General features: G+C 41.2%; 13 protein-coding genes. 1 reads left to right on the forward strand and 12 read right to left on the reverse strand.

Annotated features, from left to right (window positions below; genetic code table 11):
* Positions 1 to 45: 45 nt before the first annotated feature.
* Both mpl and JFU56_RS17515 read right to left on the reverse strand, forming a co-directional pair.
* Positions 46 to 1,461 carry a UDP-N-acetylmuramate:L-alanyl-gamma-D-glutamyl-meso-diaminopimelate ligase gene (gene mpl / locus JFU56_RS17510; RefSeq protein ID WP_198438558.1) on the reverse strand — a complete coding sequence of 472 codons (1,416 nt, stop codon included), beginning with the start codon at positions 1,459 to 1,461 and terminating at the stop codon, positions 46 to 48.
* A 4-nt stretch (positions 1,462 to 1,465) separates the two neighbouring features.
* Positions 1,466 to 2,209, reverse strand: coding sequence for a hypothetical protein (locus JFU56_RS17515; RefSeq protein ID WP_242066005.1), 744 nt, complete (start codon positions 2,207 to 2,209; stop codon positions 1,466 to 1,468).
* A 111-nt stretch (positions 2,210 to 2,320) separates the two neighbouring features.
* Here JFU56_RS17515 and serB point away from each other — a divergent pair, with 111 nt between their 5' ends.
* Positions 2,321 to 3,496 (forward strand): phosphoserine phosphatase SerB, encoded by a 1,176-nt coding sequence (serB, locus tag JFU56_RS17520; RefSeq protein WP_198438560.1) that lies wholly within the window; start codon positions 2,321 to 2,323, stop codon positions 3,494 to 3,496.
* 253 nt (positions 3,497 to 3,749) lie between these two features.
* On the opposite strand, the gene JFU56_RS17525 is transcribed toward serB, so the two are convergent.
* From JFU56_RS17525 to JFU56_RS17570, 10 genes are all read right to left on the reverse strand, one after another.
* A complete protein-coding gene (locus JFU56_RS17525) occupies positions 3,750 to 6,110 on the reverse strand; it encodes a PilZ domain-containing protein (RefSeq protein WP_198438561.1) in 2,361 nt (786 codons plus the stop codon).
* Positions 6,111 to 6,249: 139 nt separating this feature from the next.
* Positions 6,250 to 7,905 carry a GGDEF domain-containing protein gene (locus tag JFU56_RS17530; protein WP_242066002.1) on the reverse strand — a complete coding sequence of 552 codons (1,656 nt, stop codon included), beginning with the start codon at positions 7,903 to 7,905 and terminating at the stop codon, positions 6,250 to 6,252.
* Positions 7,906 to 8,196: 291 nt separating this feature from the next.
* Positions 8,197 to 9,867 carry an energy-dependent translational throttle protein EttA gene (gene ettA, locus JFU56_RS17535; protein ID WP_198438563.1) on the reverse strand — a complete coding sequence of 557 codons (1,671 nt, stop codon included), beginning with the start codon at positions 9,865 to 9,867 and terminating at the stop codon, positions 8,197 to 8,199.
* Between the two features lie 170 nt (positions 9,868 to 10,037).
* Entirely contained in the window at positions 10,038 to 10,751 is a 714-nt protein-coding gene (deoD, locus tag JFU56_RS17540) for a purine-nucleoside phosphorylase (protein WP_198438564.1), read from the reverse strand.
* 86 nt (positions 10,752 to 10,837) lie between these two features.
* Positions 10,838 to 12,052 carry a phosphopentomutase gene (locus tag JFU56_RS17545; RefSeq protein ID WP_198438565.1) on the reverse strand — a complete coding sequence of 405 codons (1,215 nt, stop codon included), beginning with the start codon at positions 12,050 to 12,052 and terminating at the stop codon, positions 10,838 to 10,840.
* A 94-nt stretch (positions 12,053 to 12,146) separates the two neighbouring features.
* On the reverse strand, positions 12,147 to 13,478 hold the full coding sequence (gene deoA / locus JFU56_RS17550) for a thymidine phosphorylase (protein WP_198438566.1): 1,332 nt from the start codon (positions 13,476 to 13,478) through the stop codon (positions 12,147 to 12,149).
* A gap of 189 nt (positions 13,479 to 13,667) precedes the next feature.
* Positions 13,668 to 14,441: a deoxyribose-phosphate aldolase gene (gene deoC, locus JFU56_RS17555; protein WP_198438567.1), complete on the reverse strand. Its 774-nt coding sequence runs from the start codon at positions 14,439 to 14,441 to the stop codon at positions 13,668 to 13,670.
* 689 nt (positions 14,442 to 15,130) lie between these two features.
* On the reverse strand, positions 15,131 to 16,354 hold the full coding sequence (locus tag JFU56_RS17560; protein ID WP_198438568.1) for a NupC/NupG family nucleoside CNT transporter: 1,224 nt from the start codon (positions 16,352 to 16,354) through the stop codon (positions 15,131 to 15,133).
* 797 nt (positions 16,355 to 17,151) lie between these two features.
* A complete protein-coding gene (locus JFU56_RS17565) occupies positions 17,152 to 18,375 on the reverse strand; it encodes a NupC/NupG family nucleoside CNT transporter (RefSeq protein WP_198438569.1) in 1,224 nt (407 codons plus the stop codon).
* A 216-nt stretch (positions 18,376 to 18,591) separates the two neighbouring features.
* Positions 18,592 to 19,359, reverse strand: coding sequence for a TatD family hydrolase (locus JFU56_RS17570; protein WP_198438570.1), 768 nt, complete (start codon positions 19,357 to 19,359; stop codon positions 18,592 to 18,594).
* Positions 19,360 to 19,446: the final 87 nt, after the last annotated feature.

Genomic DNA, 19,446 nt, shown 5'->3' on the forward strand with positions numbered 1-19,446 from the left:
TAACCCTTGTTCATATTAATTATTACTATGATTTATTAATCACGACTATAGCTTAGCGAGTAACTTATCATGAATACCAGCAAAACCACCATTACTCATAATTAGTACATGACAAGGGCCATCCTGAGTATGAGCTCGTTTGCTTATTTCCCCGATCAAGCTATCTATCTGCTGGTGAATAACCGCTTTATCGTCATTCTTAGTGCTAGAACTATCGCTAACACACAGCTCATCAGCAACAGGCTGTAAATTCCAATCTAAACCTTCAGGTTGATATAACAATACATCATCAGCTACGGTTAGTGATTGTGCTAACGCTTGTTGATGAGTGCCCATACGCATAGTGTTAGAACGCGGCTCTAATACTGCAATGATACGTTCATCACCCACAGCAGCACGTAAGCCTGCTAATGTAGTGGTAATAGCAGTAGGATGATGCGCAAAGTCATCGTAAACTCGAATACCTTGTACTTCACCTTTGACTTCCATACGACGTTTTGGTGTTTTAAACTCACCTAATCCTGCAATCGCTTGGCTTAATTCAACCCCCGCATAATGTGCAGCGGCTATCGCCATCATGCCATTTTGTAAATTATGCTCGCCAATCAAATTCCACTTCACAGTACCAGCTAACTCGCCCTTGCAGTAAACTTCAAATTCACTCGCGTCTGCACGCAACTTCTTCGCTTGCCAGTGGCTATCCTTATCTCCCATCTCTCCACTTTCTAAAGACAAACGTTGCACCGGTGTCCAGCAACCTTGGGCTTTAACTTCATCTAATGCAGGCTCGTTATCTGGCATTAAGATCAGGCCATTACCCGGTACAGTTCTGACGACATGATGAAATTGACGTTGGATAGCAGCTAAGTCAGGGAAGATATCAGCGTGGTCGTATTCTAGGTTATTCATGATCAGGGTATTAGGTTGGTAATGCACAAACTTAGAGCGCTTATCGAAAAAGGCAGTATCGTATTCATCCGCTTCAATAACAAAGAAATAACCGCCACCCAAGCGCGCTGACTCAGTAAAGTTCTGTGGTACACCGCCAATTAGAAAACCAGGCTCGAGCCCAGCGTATTCTAATATCCACGCGACCATCGCAGCCGTCGTCGTCTTACCATGAGTACCCGACGCGGCAATCACATAGCGGTGCTGTAATAAATGTTCTGATAGCCACTGTGGACCAGAAGTATAAGCCAGCTTGCGATTAAGCATGTACTCGACACACGGATTACCACGTGACATGGCATTTCCGACAATCACCATATCTGGCGCAGGATCAAGTTGGCTTGGATCATAACCTTCAATCAGCTCGATACCTTGTTCTTCTAGTTGAGTACTCATAGGCGGATAGACGTTGGCATCCGATCCCGTCACTTTATAACCGAGCTGTTTAGCCAATACGGCGATGCCCCCCATGAAAGTGCCGCAAATACCGAGAATATGTATATGTTTAGACATCAGATTATCCTTTTGAACGAAATTTATGATGAACGCGATTGACAGTCACACCGATAATGACACCAAACAGCAATAACAACAGGAACAATAATAAAATAGATTTAGTGGCGTCAAACTGGAAAATAGTGAAGGTTTTCAGCATTTCTTTATAGCTAAAATGCAGCTGTAAAAAGCCGACGGGCTTTTGCTTCCCTAACGAACCCTCTACTAATGAATCACCTGCCAATATCGGTTTTAAATATACCCGCACACCGGTTGGTGACTCATACTTTTTATTGGCGATGAGTTGCCCGACATAGTCTTCATCTGAAGAACTTAATAACTTACCATTTTCAGCAAAAATATGTAGACCAGTCACATACTGATTTTCGCTTACCTCATCCACCAGCTGCTGTAACTGTTTTCTACTCTTGATCCGAGTGCTCTTATCTTCGGAATCACGTTCAACAATCAAATTAGCCGCCATTTTAGTCGGATAATCCAGTAATGAATGCACCAACATATCCACCTGCTGATAACGCGAAGCCGTGACATTGTTATATAACGAGATGGCAATAAAAATGAACAAGGTACACAAACTTAATCCAATCAGTAATGAGGTTTGCCCTTTCAGAAATTTATTCCCGTGCTTAGACTTGGTTTCAAGAGTGTCCTTACTATCCTGACTGTCTTTGGTTGCCTGCTGAGTCGCTAAATGCGGTTCATGTGGCACAAGCTCGGAGTCTACAGACTTGTCATTATTTTTCATTTTAGCCACAGCAAGATCCTTTCTGAATAGCGTAATTACGAATCGCAATTTTAAGGCTAATGCGTTATCTTTGCTAGTAGTAACCTATCGTTTACAAGGATTAGTAGCAAAATGACTCAACTCGCTGAGACTTTATTTAGTAATACCGCGCCAATAGCATGGCCACAATTGTTAACTTTGCAAAGCACCACAATAAAACAAGTCACATACAGCCAAGGCCAATTTAATATCTCTGCGCAACAGCAGCTCGTCATGGACAAGCCTAATTGTGACAGTGCAAATAGCAATAGTAGCAGCCATTATCTGACGTTAATCGGCCGTACGATCAGCAGTGATGCCTTACTCAATCTATTATCCGCACTGAGCGCCTTACAACCCGCTGATGGTATTATCATTTATCCACCAGCAAGCTATCCATTGCAATTGGTGACGGTCGATAGCAACGCCGTAACGAGCAATAGCAACGCTGTAGCAAATAATAGCAACGCGGCGCAAGGCGATATTGTGGTGTTAGGTTTTACTGCATTAACAGACACACTCCAACAGCAGTTTAAAGATACTTTAGCGAGCTGGAGCAATGATTACCAGATTGACTATGCCTTAACTCAAACACTGCCAAGCTTAAATCAGCCCGGTGTTGTATTAATGGATATGGATTCAACGACGATCCAGATTGAATGTATCGATGAAATAGCTAAACTAGCCGGTGTTGGCGAGCAAGTAGCAGCGGTAACCGCGCAAGCAATGAATGGTGAATTAGATTTTTCTGAAAGCTTGCGTTCACGCGTGGCGACATTGACGAACTGTCCTGAATCCGTATTAACCCAAGTAGCGGATGCTATGCCTCTGATGTCTGGGCTAGAGTTATTGATTGCGACCTTGCATCAAGCCAACTGGAAAGTGGCTATCGCTTCTGGCGGCTTTACTTATTTTGCCGATCGCTTACAAGCCGATCTTGGTTTTGATGCAGTTTATGCCAATGAACTCGAAATAATCGATGGTACCTTAACGGGCAAAGTCATTGGCGGTATTGTCGATGCACAAGTCAAAGCTGATACCTTGCAAGCTCTGGCACTACAATATCAAATAGCCCCACAACAAACCGTGGCAATTGGCGATGGCGCAAATGATTTGATCATGCTAAAAGCGGCGGCGTTAGGCGTGGCAATACATGCTAAACCGATTGTTCAGCAGCAAGCGCAAGTGGCATTAAATCATCACGATTTGGAAGGTTTGGTCGGGTTGTTACAAGCAGCAAGTTGTGTGAACACGAGCTGGTCACAATAGCTGTAGTAGTAAGGTTTTTACTACGGTTGTGATAACTATAATAATACCAATTCCTATAAATAACTGTACAGAAAAATGCTATTGCTATCGCAAACATACATGACCATGGATGGCCTTGTCTAAGCGAACAAGGATGTCTTGAGCGGTTTGCAGGAGCAATATCATTTTGATCACTTAATTTTCGGCATTGGTATAAACAACATCGACACCTAGATAGAACATTAAGCGAGGCGTCGGTGTTGTTTACAGCGCATTAATTCGTGCGTCGTAAGCCCAATCGATATAAGAGTTCCTCGGACACATCTATCAAATCAACTACACCGCGGACACGCCACAATTCATCTTCCAGTTTCTGCGCTCTGTGCATGGCATAATGACTCACGTAATTCAGCTCTTTTTCGATGAACTCCATATCAGGTCTGCCAGTACGTGAGAGCATCACTTGAACAGCAAAAAACGCCCCTTTTTGTAAACTATGGCTAATAAATTGGCGGCGTTCATGATCGTCACTAAAATCTTTTTCAAATCTGCTATCCACCGTAGAATCACTCGCCGCGATAGTAATATAAAGCACTTGCTGCCAAGGGCGGTAAGTAGACTGTAACCCCTCTAATGCCTCATCAAACACCTGCTTAATGCTGTTATCACCTAACAAAGGATAAAGGTTATAAGGTGTTTCAGCTTGGCCAAAGAATTCAAATAACGGTAATAAGCTATTCTCGCTCTGGCTAATACCGATCCGATCAATTTGGTAGCTGGTATTTACCTTATGGATATACAAGGGCAACGTCGACAAGTGATGGCAATACATATTCCGTAATACCGCAGTTACACCAGGTGACTGGCTTGGCTCAGGCATACTCTTTAATTTGTCTTTATTACTGCTAATTAATAAATTAAAAAACTTACAACCAATATGACTGTCTTTATCACCTGCGATCTGCAGATGTAACACCGTTTTCGCCTTGTTACAGCCTACAACGCTGTAAGGTAAATCCGTCAGCGCCACTTTTTTAGATAACTTTTGTAACATCGGTAATTCAAGATAAATACGATGCCCTATCTGTACATCAATTGGCGTTTCTAATTCAATCTGTAAACCTTCAGTTGAAAAGTCATTACTCCACCCCTTAATACTCAGCCCAGTATTACTGGCAACAACGGCAGTTTTATAACTAAAGCGGCTTTCTTTGCGTAATTGCACATACTTAAACTGACTTAATTGCGCGCTTTGCTCGGCGATAGGTAAGCGATATTGGTGTAGCTGATTAAAATCACAGCCCTGCTGCGCATACGCTTTATAATCATTTAAGACATTTTCATTGGTGATATCTTGCAGTAACCCCACCCAACGAATATCTTGTAACGCCGACAGCGTGTGCGAGCCGAGCGCTTGATGCTGGCTTTCAACCTCGAGTAAGTGTTTCTTTTCATCAAATACTGTCGGGTTCAATGACAGTTTAAAAACGCGAAAATTAGGACGCTGAGATGCAAACGCTAAAAACAGGGCTTTAGAACCAGATTTCGCCAAACTCGTTGCATCGGCGGCATAGAAATAGATATGCCCATTCTGAGTATGATAAAAACTGTAGATAGTCGTCTCAATGCGTTCATTACCCTGCATTAAAACTTGCATCCAAGGGCTTTGCCAACAGGCCTCTAGCTGACTCTTCGATTCTTCATTAACCCAGTAATCATAAACACCACGGTTATTTTCATTCAATAATAAATGACTCAATACTGGTTTATCCGCATTCGATACATACAAAGGTAAGCCAGACATACGGGGTAAGAAGAATTGCTCATAGCCCTTAACAACCACATTCTCTTCTTGATAACGCACATTAACTTTGTATTTACTCTTGTTCTGCGTGATCAACGTGCTGATAAAAGTATCTAATTCAGTATTGTCATCAATCCGCATCAAACGTAGATAATCAAACTTCTCTTCTTCATCAATACCCATGAGCTTATAAGCAAAAAAGTCACGCAATAAATGATTAGCGTACTCTTGGCGTAAACGAGAAAAGTTAACATTTACTAAGCTGCCAGCCGCAATATCATGGCCTTTATCGATTTTTACTTTGATGCCACTGGTAGATATATCCGAGGTCATTGCATCGACAACACGATCGCCAACACGTAACTTAATGCCCGAGCTATAATGCATGCGCTCTTCGTTACGGATAAAATATGACGCGTATTGCACTGCTTCAACAGCAAATTGGGCAGCAGGGTCCATGACGACGACATCGCGCTGGGCCGCAGGCTTAATGCGCTCACTTAAGTGATAAGCTAACACTTCTTCGTAAATACCTAAGGTATATGTACCTTGCTGTTGTACTAATAGTGCTTCTAATAATTTAATTTCGGTCGGGGTAATGTGATGTAAAATACCGTCATATTCATAGCCAATAACGCCATTGTCGCCACGCTGACGAAAATCAAGAATACGGCGTGTTGGGGCAGAAAGACGGTTCACTTCCATCTTAATTAAAAAGCGGGTGCTGTTAGTTTCCCCCTCAGTCAGCTGCTCGACTAAGCGACTGAAATCAGGCTCATGATACAAGGTCGTTAATTTTTTAATTACATCTGTGTAATTAGATAATTCCATGCTGGCGATCACTGCTTAAATTTGAAAATGAATAAACGATTAGCTTAGACGCGATTACAATTAACTATAGTACAACTAAATACCAACAAACACCGTCAAATAATAGCTAATAACCCTAGCTAAGCAAAATAAATGCCATTCAACAAAATATTTTATTTATTTTTAAATGGTGATCACTTTTTATCGCGTACATCTCATTATCAGCCCCAGTTAATAGCTCATCAGCGCTCATATTTGGGTGATAAACACTATAACCAATACTGATACCGATAGATACATTACACACAGATAAGGCAAATGATTGCAATAAAGTGCGCTCTATTTTATCACTTAGCACTGCCGCATACTGCAAATTAGAATTTGGGAGTAATATCACAAACTCATCGCCGCCTAAACGAGTAAGCAGTTCACCCGGGCCACCGAGTAATCGAGAAATACGCTGCGTAACGGCAATTAATAGTTCATCTCCTGCCGCGTGGCCATAACGATCGTTAACCTGCTTAAAACGATCGAGGTCCATAAATAATAATACCGGACTTATCTTATCTTTTTTCGCCAAGGGTAAAATATTATCTAGGGTATCCATTAACAGCGCTCGGTTGGCTAACCCAGTTAAATTATCATGCATTGCCGCATAGCGAATATGTTGTTCCGCGCGTTTTCTTACCAATACTTCACGCTTTAAACGTTGATTAATAATGAGCAGATAGAATAGCCACAAACCATTAAATAACAGCGCCGCAATGATTATCTTTAACCAGATCCCCCACACTTGCCAATCTATTTTAGCGCGCGGTGGAATATAGATAAATCCACTAAAATCGCTGCCTTTAGCAATTAAATCAAAATCGATCAATTGCTGCTGCATATCCCGCAGGTGTTGTTGATTGATATAACCCAAAGGCACGAAATCAGGCAAGATGAAGTCACGTATAGTAATTAACTGATATTTTAATTTATTGCGGCTGGCTTCACGTACTTCATCACGCGGATTTAAACTGACCAAGACATCGAGGGTTTCTTCCGTATGTGTTAAGGCGTATTCCCACCCCTGTAATATCGCAGTTCGAACCGCAGCCACACGCTCGGGGTTAGAGTTTGCTTCTTGTTGACTGGTAAATAAGAAACCACTATAAAAATCAATACCATATTCTTTCGGCATAAAGATAACGGGCTCAACACCTTGGCGAAACGCATTATAAGGGCCGCTGGTTAAATTAATACTGAAGCCGTCAAATTGATTGTTTACCAAGGTGGTAATATCTCGTGTAACCGTTGGCGATGACATATTAATTGATTGGATATGGTACTTACGTAATAAACTGATCACTTCAATATCTTGGGTTCCAGGTAATAATAAAACCCGCTTATTATGTAAGTCGGCCAACTTATTGATGCCTTTATTTTTTAATGACTTACCTTTCAAGACTGTATCTTTCAAAGCTAATAGCGCAGCTGGAGAGTTTTGAAATAACACTGCGATCGCAACTAGTGCTCGACCGTTAGCCTTTTCAATCAATATATCCGCATTAGTCACACCATATTCAGCCTCGCCGTCATCGACAGATTTGGAGATAGATTGCTGAGTTCGCGCAGTAAGTAAGTTTACATCGATACCTTGCTGTTTAAAAAAGCCTTTATGCTCAGCCATATAATAGCCAGCCGATTGAATCACTGCAGCAGGCGGTAACAAGATACGCACATGCTCAATGTTATGATCAGCACGTACTGCAAAAAAGCTCCCGGCAAAATACAGCGGTAAGATGATAAAAATAGCATATTTAATTAAAGTCACAGAGAATATAACAATCCATTGTTTATATCGTATGGCTAGTTTGCCCATTAGTTAAATCGAAAGCAAAATTTCGCTTACAACAATACCCGAGTAAGCAGGGTTCCGCGACTTATAGCCAGAGTAATGAGGATATTTTGTTGCGGTTAAAAGACAAAGCCATTACATCTCATAAGCTAGCAAGTAAAAAAAAGCCCGTAACATCATAATTACAGGCTTTTAATCTTAATTTGTCTCATCCTCTCTGTAGTTACACATTAAGGTCAAGATAATGACGTCGAGAATGACAACGTATTAGCTAATACGTTTGTACTTAATACGATGTGGCTGAGTCGCTTCTGCGCCCAATGTTTTCTTCAACCATCCTTCGTAATCCGTATAGTTACCTTCGTAGAAGTTCACTTTACCTTCATCACGGTAATCAAGGATATGCGTTGCAATACGATCAAGGAACCAACGGTCATGAGAAATAACCATCGCACAACCAGGGAACTCTAAAATTGCTTCTTCAAGTGCACGCAGTGTCTCGATATCCAAGTCATTGGTTGGCTCATCCAGTAGGATCACGTTACCGCCCGACTGTAGTAGTTTCGCAAGGTGTAAACGACCACGCTCACCACCAGACAATTGACCAACACGTTTTTGTTGATCTGTACCTTTAAAGTTAAAACGGCTACAGTAAGCACGTGATGACATTTCAGTATTGCCGACTTTGATGATATCTAAACCATCTGACAATTCTTGCCAAACCGTGTTCTCGCCATTCATGTGATCACGGAACTGATCAACACTTGCTAACTTCACTGATTCACCAACAGAAACAGTACCAGCATCTGGAGACTCGCTACCATCTAGCATTTTGAATAGTGTTGATTTACCTGCACCATTGGGACCGATAATACCAACGATAGCGCCTTTTGGCATCGAGAATGATAAATCGTCAATTAATACACGACCGTCATACGCTTTACCTAGGTTTTCAACGTCAATTACTTTGTCACCTAAACGTTCACCTGGTGGGATGAACAGTTCGTTGGTTTCGTTACGGCGTTGATAATCAGATTGATTAAGCTCTTCAAAACGGGCCATACGCGCTTTACTTTTCGCTTGGCGACCTTTTGGGTTTGAGCGAACCCATTCCAATTCTTTTTCGATTGATTTTTTACGTGCGCTTTCTTGTGACGCTTCTTGTTCTAGACGCGCATCTTTTTGCTCTAACCAAGAAGAGTAATTACCTTCCCATGGAATACCTTCACCACGGTCAAGCTCTAAGATCCAACCGGCGACGTTATCAAGGAAATATCTATCATGCGTAATAGCAACAACAGTACCTTCATAATCAAGTAGGAAACGTTCTAACCAAGCAACAGATTCAGCATCCAAGTGGTTAGTTGGTTCGTCTAGTAATAGCATGTCTGGTTTTTCTAATAACAAACGACAGATAGCAACACGGCGACGCTCACCACCAGATAGGACTTTGATTTTAGTGTCCCATTCAGGTAAACGTAATGCATCAGCAGCACGCTCTAGTTGGTTTTCGATGTTGTGACCATCGTGCGCTTGAATGATAGATTCAAACTTTTCTTGTTTCTTCGCAAGCTTGTCAAAATCAGCATCCGGTTCTGCATAATCAGCATAAACTTGATCAAGACCAGCCATTGCATCTTTTAATTCTGAAATCGCTTCTTCAACAACTTCGCGTACTGTTTTTTCTAGATCCAGTACTGGTTCTTGCGGTAAATAACCAATTTTAGTGCCCGCTAATGGACGCGCTTCACCTTCGAAGTCTTTATCTACACCAGCCATGATGCGTAATAAGCTTGATTTACCAGAGCCGTTTAAACCCAGTACGCCGATCTTAGCGCCAGGATAAAAACTAAGTGAAATGTCTTTAAGAATTTGACGTTTCGGTGGCACGATTTTGCCAACACGATGCATCGAATAGATAAACTGAGGACCAGCCATTATGTTCTCTTTTAGCAAGGAATATGAATGTGGATAAGTGTAAACCTTGCATGCTGTTGATACAAGTATTCATCGGGTTCACGCGTATGAGTGGTGATCGATGAGGCATATTACAGACAAAAAAATACCCGCTAATCTAAATTAGCGGGTATTTTTAGTAAAGCAGTATATTAGTCTTCAATTAACACAGACTCTAATGCCATTACGATCATGTCATTGAACGTTAATTGACGTTCTTCAGCAGTCGTTACTTCACCCGTACGGATGTGATCAGATACAGTACAGATACAGATAGCATTTGCACCGAATTCAGCTGCAACGCCATATAGACCAGCCGCTTCCATTTCAACGCCTAGTACACCTAGTTTTTCCATTGTATCGAATAGTTCTGGTTTAGGTGTGTAGAATAAATCTGCTGAGAAGATATTACCTACTTTTGCATCGATACCACATGCTTTTGCAGCGCGTGTTACTTTGCTTAGTAGTTCCCATGATGCGATAGCAGCAAAATCATAACCGTCGAAACGAGCGCGGTTAACAGCAGAGTCAGTACATGCACCCATGCCGATCACAACGTCACGTACTTTAACGTCAGTACTGATCGCGCCACAGCTACCAACACGGATAAGGTTTTTAACACCGTATTCAGTGATTAGCTCTTTTGCATAGATAGAACAAGATGGGATACCCATACCTGAACCCATTACAGAAACACGTGTACCTTTGTAAGTACCAGTGAAACCGAACATGTTACGCACGTCGTTCACTTGCTTAACGTCTTCTAAAAATGTTTCTGCGATGTATTTAGCGCGTAGCGGATCACCTGGGAATAGTACCGTTTCAGCGAAATCACCTTGTTCTGCATTAATATGTGGAGTAGCCATTATATTTTTACCTTCTTTGTTTTGGTTGTGCCCAGCATTCTGTAGCTGAGCATGCATGTTACTATTTATTATGAATTACTATCTATTTATAAAAAGCTCGTACCGTATTCTAGTTTTTCTAGACCATGGTAAGCCGCAATTGACTGACCGATATCGGCAAACGTATCACGTAAACCTAACGGTCCTTTTGGCACATTGTGGCCATAGAAGATCACTGGAATGTGTTCACGTGTATGGTCTGTCCCCGGTGCTGTTGGGTCACAACCATGATCGGCTGTTAACACGACAACATCACCTTCATCTAGTATTGCTAGCAGCTCAGGTAAGCGAGTATCGAAATACTCTAGTCCTTTAGCATAACCAGCAACATCACGACGATGACCCCATGAAGAATCAAAATCAACAAAGTTAGTGAAGACGATCGTTTGATCACCTGCTTGTTTAACTTGCTCTAACGTCAGATCAAATAATGCTTCAAGACCTGTCGCTTTGACTTTCTTGGTAATACCTTGCTGTGCGTAGATATCTGCAATTTTACCCACACTCACCACTTCACCACCCGATTCAGCCATGCGATCGAGTAATGTTGGTGCCGGTGGTAGCAGTGAATAATCACGGCGATTACCGGTACGGGCAAAATCACTCTTATCATTACCGATAAATGGACGCGCAATAACACGACCAATATTGTACGGTTCTAATAATTCACGTGCTAATTCGCATAGTTTCAGTAAACGATCTAAACCAAAGCTTTCTTCGTGACAAGCAATTTGGAATACACTGTCTGCTGACGTATAGAAAATAGGTTTGCCAGAAGCCATATGCTCCTCGCCCATCAGATCTAAGATCTCAGTACCAGAAGAATGACAGTTACCTAAATATCCTGGTAAGTCTGCTTGTTCTACTAATTGCTGTAGTAGCTCTGGTGGAAAACTGTTTTCAGTATCAGAGAAATAACCCCAATCAAACAGTACCGGTACGCCGGCAATTTCCCAATGGCCACTCGGAGTGTCTTTACCCGTTGATAGCTCTTGAGCATAACCGTATGCACCAATCACTTCAGCATTTGCATCCAAGCCAGCTGGGAATGACCCCACGCTGTCTGCACACGCATGCGCAAGACCGAGTTTGGTTAAGTTAGGAATATGCAGCGGGCCTTCACGACCTATATCTGCTTTACCTTCAGCACACCACTGGGCGATATGCCCAAATGTATTACTGCCTACGTCACCAAATTTATCCGCATCGGCCGAAGCACCAATACCTAATGAATCCAACATTAATATAATTGTACGTTTCATCACACTGACCTATTTCCATTCACTATTCTTTATAAATAGTACTGTTCGTTATCGACTTTAGCTGCAATTAGCCATATAAGCTGTCTATTAAACGTTAGACATCTGAAAGTCGAATTTGTTGATAAACATCTGCACTGGCTGCAGGTTGTGTATCGCCAATATTAATTGATTTTAAAATTTCAGCTTGTGCAGCATCAAACAGTGCTTCACTGCGAGCATGTACCATTGCCACTGGCGTCTGAGCATCTAACTGCTGACCCAAGGCTGCAATATCAGATAAACCAACTGCATAGTCTATTTGATCTGTCGCAACACGGCGACCACCGCCCATCGCAACAACCGCCATACCAAAGCCACGTGTATCCATTGCAGTGAGATAACCGCTTTGAGTAGCAAATACCGGACGAATGATATCGGTTTTTGGTAAGTGTAGGTCATAGTTATCAACAAAATCTGCTGGTCCGCCCAAACCTGTGACCATCGTGCCGAATAATTCCGCCGCTTTACCGTTATCAAGCACGGTTTGTAATTTATGACGGGCATCATCAACATCTGTCGCTAGGTTTGCCGATACTAACATTTCCACACATAACGCCATTGTTACTGCAAGTAAACGCGGATTACGGTATTCACCCGTTAAGAAGCGTACAGCTTCACGCACTTCAACTGCATTACCCGCACTGCTTGCTAATACTTGGTTCATATCAGTAATCAGTGCCGATGTTTTACAACCTGCGCCATTAGCCACAGACACGATGCTTTTAGCCAATTCGACAGATTGCTCATGGGTTGGCATAAATGCACCACTGCCTGATTTAACATCCATCACGAGTGCATCAAGACCAGCCGCTAATTTTTTCGATAAGATAGACGCTGTGATCAGGGAAATAGATTCAACTGTCGCGGTAATATCACGAACACCATAAAAGCGTTTATCAGCAGGTGCTAGATTTGCAGATTGACCTACAATCGCCACACCGCTGTTTTTAACAACTTGACGGAATTGCGTATTATCAACTGTCGTTTGATAACCTGGAATGGCATCAAGTTTATCTAATGTGCCACCAGTATGACCCAAGCCGCGGCCAGATATCATCGGTACAAAACCACCACATGCCGCAACCATAGGACCAAGCATCAATGAAATAACATCACCGACGCCGCCCGTTGAATGTTTATCAACAATAGGGCCATTGAGTTGCATCGCATCCCAATTTAATACATCACCTGAATCACGCATCGCTGTTGTGATCGCAATACGTTCAGGCATGGTCATATCATTAAAATACGTTGCCATCGCAAATGCAGCAATTTGGCCTTCCGAAATGCTGTTATCAGCAATACCCTTAACAAAATATTCTATTTCAGCACGACTTAGTTCTTCACCATTACGTTTACGGCGAATAATTTCTTGCGGTATAAACATAATCATCTACTCCTTGAATCAGAAAAGCGGCTCCTTAAAATGGGAGCGTTTCGTTTAAATACAGAAAATCAGGATCGAATAAGCACATATTGGATTGATTAAGTCAGTCGTTATGCTCAACATACGACCTAATCAATACCAAATATTTTGTTTGTGGATATTGCTCTATCGAACCAGAGAGTTAGATAATTAGTAACCGCTGCTGTCAGCAGGCTTTTCTGCTAATTCAAGCTCAGCTAATAAGTTAGCAAGTAGGCTTGATGCGCCGAAACGGAATTTTGCTGGAGAAACCCAGTCTTTACCTAGAATTGACTCAGCTAATGCAAGGTATTCACCTGCTTGCTCAGCATTTTTAACGCCACCAGCGGGTTTGAAACCAACATCAGTGTTTTTCTCGCTGATCACAGTAAGCATGATCTTAGCGAATTCTAACGTTGCATTAACAGGCACTTTACCTGTTGATGTTTTAATGAAGTCAGCACCTGCATCAATTGAGATTTCGCTCGCTTGACGGATTAATGCTTCTGTTTTAAGTTCGCCAGTTTCAACGATCACTTTAAGTTGAACGTTAGCAGGACATGCTGCTTTACATGCTTTCACTAATTCGAAACCAACGTCAGCATTACCAGCCATCAGTGCGCGGTATGGGAATACAACGTCAACTTCATCTGCGCCGTAGGCAACAGCCGCTTTTGTTTCAGCTACAGCGATAGCAACATCGTCATTACCGTGCGGGAAATTCGTTACTGTCGCGATTTTTACCGTTTCAGCACCGATTGCATTCAATGTTTTACGCGCGATAGGAACAAAGCGAGGGTAAATACAAACAGCAGCAGTATTACCTGCAGCACTTTTCGCTTTATGACACAGTTCAATTACTTTCGCATCTGTATCATCATCGTTAAGTGTTGTCAGGTCCATCATGTTTAATGCACGTTGCGCTGCTACTTTAAAGTTACTCATATTAAGTCTCCGGATTATATTTAAAAATATAGAGTGTAAAAAAACCAATAGTGAAAACGTAGTAATGAGTCGTTAATGATGATTAATCGACATTACTACCGGTAGCTATTCTGGATGAGTAAAAATAAAGATATGCTTACCTTAAACAATAACATTCAGGTAAAAATAGATGACGTATAAATAACAACTGCTTATTTAATAATAGAATGAATACTATTATTAACATAGGCATTATTCTAACTATCAACATAACTATCTTTAAGACAAATATCCATGAAGAATAACTATGCGGACTTGGTTCCGTGAAGACTTGATATGACTATCAATTAATATCCCTATAACCGCGCTAATACAACGAACTAGGGCTATATATTAAGCTGAAGCTTAAAGGCCAAAGGTCAGTCGTATTTAACGAAAAACACCAAAAGTACTTCATGTGCAATTGGTTTAAACTACAGTGTTAAAGTTACGCTAAGTGACAAAGAAATCAAGCAATAAATGCCGCTATAACGGTCGTACTTCTCACTATGTGCAAATAAACAACAATAAAACAACATATTAAATATATGTCTATATTAACGAGTTATTTAACTCAAAAACGCCCCACACTGTCGACCGAACATTATGATAGAACATGTCGACAAACAGTGTAGAGCAATACCTTACTCTGCGACTACAGCGCTATGCCATTAGCCCAGGAATAAACCAGCCAACGTTGCGCTCATTAAGTTAGCTAAAGAAGCAGCTAATACCGCTTTCATCCCCATACTCGCAATGTCAGCACGACGTGACGGCGCTAAGCTACCTAAACCACCGAGCAAAATCGCAATCGATGAAAAGTTAGCAAAACCACACAGTGCGAAAGAAATGATGATTTGAGTATGCTCAGATAGTTCGTTATTTTTAATGTAGCTAACGAAATCAAGGAAAGCAACAAACTCATTCACTACCAATTTCTGACCGATGAAACTACCCGCAGCGACGGCTTCGTGCCACGGCACACCAATAACAAATGCCAGTGGCGAGAACATCCAACCTAAGATCATTTGAATGGTCAATTCAGGCATATCAAACCAAGCACCAATACCACCTGTGATACCATTTGCGAGGGCAATTAGACCAACGAATGCAATTAACATTGCACCAACGTTAAGCGCTAACATCATACCTGAAGACGCACCCGCAGCCGCTGCATCAAGTACGTTTACTGGTTTGTCGTCATTGTCGTCGTCAAGATCATCCAACGATACCTTTGGCGTTTCTGTTTCTGGCTTAATAATCTTAGCCATTAATAGACCGCCCGGCGCTGCCATGAATGACGCAGCCACGAGATACTCAATTTTAATACCAAGACCAGCATAACCAGCGAGTACTGACCCAGCGATAGAGGCAAGTCCACCAACCATCACCGCAAATAACTCTGATTTAGTCATTGATTTAATGAATGGACGCACAACAAGTGGCGCTTCAGTTTGACCAACAAAAATATTCGCTGTTGCAGAAAGTGATTCCGCACGACTCGTGCCTAATACCTTCTGTAAACCACCACCGATAAAGTTAATCACCATACTCATGATACCGAGATAGTATAAAACCGCGATTAATGATGAGAAAAATACGATCACAGGCAATACGTTGATCGCGAAAATGAAGCCTACTTTGAATCTGGCTAAGTCACCAAATAAGAATTGAATACCTTCATTACCATACGCAATGACGTTTGCTACGCCAGTAGAAAAACTCTGTAGTAACTCTTTACCTGGAGGGAAATATAAAATGAACGCGCCAATAATAACCTGAATAGCGAATGCGCCACCCACAGTGCGAAAGTTAATTGCTTTTCTGTTGTCCGATAATAGCAGCGCTAAACCGAGTAGCGCGAAAACGCCTACAATACCCATTACAAAATTCATCAAGAATCATCTCCAAATTTATTGAATTTGTTATAAACCAAAAATTAAATCACTGTAATTAACACGCTATAACTATCGTGATTACGCATAGTTAATCGTTAATTACTTGCGGTAGCTATTCTGGATAAATTCAAATAAAGAAATATCGACGCACTCTGGCTATCTAAGGTAAATAGACCACGTTCGAAGATAAACAGATGACATATAAATGACGAATACTTATATTAAAAAAGCATTAATCTCACTATCAACATAACTATCTTTAAGATAAATATCCATTAAGAATAACTATGCGGACTTGGTTCCTTGAAGACTTGATATGACTATCAATTAACATCCTTATAACCGCGTTAATAGCACGAATCTTCCCCCTAAATATGAGGTTTAAAGAGTCTGTACTATTTAACGAAAAACACCAAAAATACATCATGTACAATCGGTCTTCATTACCCCATTAAGGGTACGCTCAGTGACCAGTAAATCAAGCTGTAAATGCTCTCAGAACCGACCCAGATCGCACTCCGAGAAAATAGATAAGCATAAAAAGCGAGATTAAATAAAGAGGTGAGTAAATATTCTATTTCTTGTATTTTAGGTGATGACGATACTAGTAACTATACCAATAATTACACCGAGAGTTACGCAGATAAAAATACTAATAACGACTCTAATAACAATACAGTTTTATACAACCCAAAAAAATGCCCGCAAACTGTTTTATACAATTTACGGGCATTATCTATTTTATAACCGTCATGATAACGATTAAAACATTATCGCTATTTTAGCTCAGCATATTAAGCTAGGAATAGACCCGCTAATGCAGCACTCATTAAATTAGCTAAAGAAGCAGCAAGAACCGCTTTCATACCCATACTTGCAATGTCTGCACGGCGTGTTGGTGCTAAGCTACCTAAACCACCTAATAGAATCGCAATAGATGAGAAGTTAGCAAAACCACATAATGCAAATGAGATGATGATTTGTGTGTGCTCAGAAAGTTCGTTGTTTTTGATGTAGCTAACGAAGTCTAAGAAAGCAACAAATTCATTCACAACTAGTTTTTGACCAATGAAGCTACCAGCAGCAACCGCTTCGTGCCATGGCACACCGATTACGAATGCAAGTGGTGAGAAAACCCAACCTAAGATCATTTGGATAGTTAGTTCAGGCATATCGAACCAAGCACCGATACCGCCAGTGATACCATTAGCTAATGCGATTAGACCAACGAATGCAATTAACATTGCACCAACGTTAAGTGCTAGCATCATACCTGAAGAAGCACCTGCAGCAGCCGCATCTAATACGTTTGCTGGTTTTTCGTCTTCACTGTCGTCAAGATCATCAAGTGTAACTTTTGGCGTTTCAGTTTCAGGTTTAATGATTTTAGCCATTAATAGACCACCCGGTGCAGCCATGAATGACGCAGCAACCAAGTACTCAATTTTAATACCAAGACCAGCATAACCAGCTAGAACTGAACCAGCGATAGACGCAAGACCACCAACCATCACAGCAAATAGCTCTGATTTAGTCATTGATTTAATAAACGGACGCACAACAAGTGGTGCTTCAGTTTGACCAACAAAGATATTTGCAGTTGCAGAAAGTGATTCAGCACGACTTGTGCCTAATAGTTTCTGTAAGCCACCACCAATAAAGTTAATCACTACGCTCATGATACCGACGTAGTATAAAACAGCGATTAATGATGAGAAGAACACGATTACTGGCAATACGTTAATTGCAAAGATGAAACCAACTTTGAATTTCGCTAAGTCACCAAATAAGAATTGAATACCTTCATTACCATAAGCAATAACGTTTGCTACACCAGTAGAAAGACCTTGCAGTAATTCTTTACCCGGAGGGAAATATAAAATGAACGCACCAACAGCAACCTGGATAGCAAAAGCGCCACCAACAGTGCGAAGGTTAATCGCTTTTCTGTTATCCGATAGCAGTACTGCTAAACCAAGTAGAACGAAAACGCCTACAATACCCATTACAAAATTCATCAGGAATAATCTCCAAGTTTCGCTTCAGAAGTGTTTTTTAGTTGCGCCATAATCAAAATAGTCCATTAAAGTGTAATAAATAGTAAATTTACGATTTAATCATTGATTATAACAATTGGCGCGATTATAACTGTTATTAGCCACTTGTTAAGTGCTTGAGATCAGACCTCTCAAAAAAGTTTCTAAAAAGTTCACTTTATTCGCAAATGTATTCAATTAAGACAGAAACAGCTCAAAAAATGAGCTTAGATTGGTTTTTGCAATTACTTTTTCTGACTCGGGTCTTAATTTAACGAGCTCCTGTAACACTTCTGTAATGTTAACAGGTTCATTACGAACGCCTTGATAGCCCTTTATAGGCATATCTGGCGAGTCTGTTTCTAATAATAATGACGCTAAAGGTAATTCACTAACTGCTTGCCGCGTTTTACCCGCCCTTGGATAAGTGATAACCCCACCAATGCCAAGTTTAAAGCCTAGCTTAATATATTGCATAGCCAACTGCGTACTACCACTAAAACCATGGATCACACCACCACGGGGGAGTTTCACCTGCTGGAGTAGCTGAATTAATTCATTGTGTGCTTTACGGCAATGCAAAATAACCGGTAAATCATATTGCTTCGCTAACACGAGTTGCTGTTTACAAATGTGCAGTTGTTGCTCGAATGGGAAATCGACCATTTTATCTAGCCCAAACTCCCCGACAGCAACGACACCTTTTTCTGTTGCTAAGTATTCATCGAGTAGCTGCAAATAGCTATTATCAAAGTTGGCTAAAAAATAAGGGTGGATACCCAGTGCCGCATAAACGCCAGAGTGCTTATTTGCTAACGCCAATACCGATTGCCAATTGTGGGGACCAATACCAGGTACTAAGAAGTAATGTACCCCTTTAGCTTTCGCCCTCGCGAGTACATCGATACGGTCGAAATCAAAATCTGCAAAATCTAAATGGCAATGGCTGTCGACAAGTTCAATCACGAAATACTCCGTTTTTTGATGATCTCATAAAGAGGCTGAAATAAAGAGATAGTGTAAGTTGCGGCATAATTTGATTTAATAGCAGAC

Source organism: Moritella sp. F3 (genome assembly GCF_015082335.1).
In the GTDB taxonomy this organism is placed as follows: Bacteria; Pseudomonadota; Gammaproteobacteria; order Enterobacterales; family Moritellaceae; genus Moritella.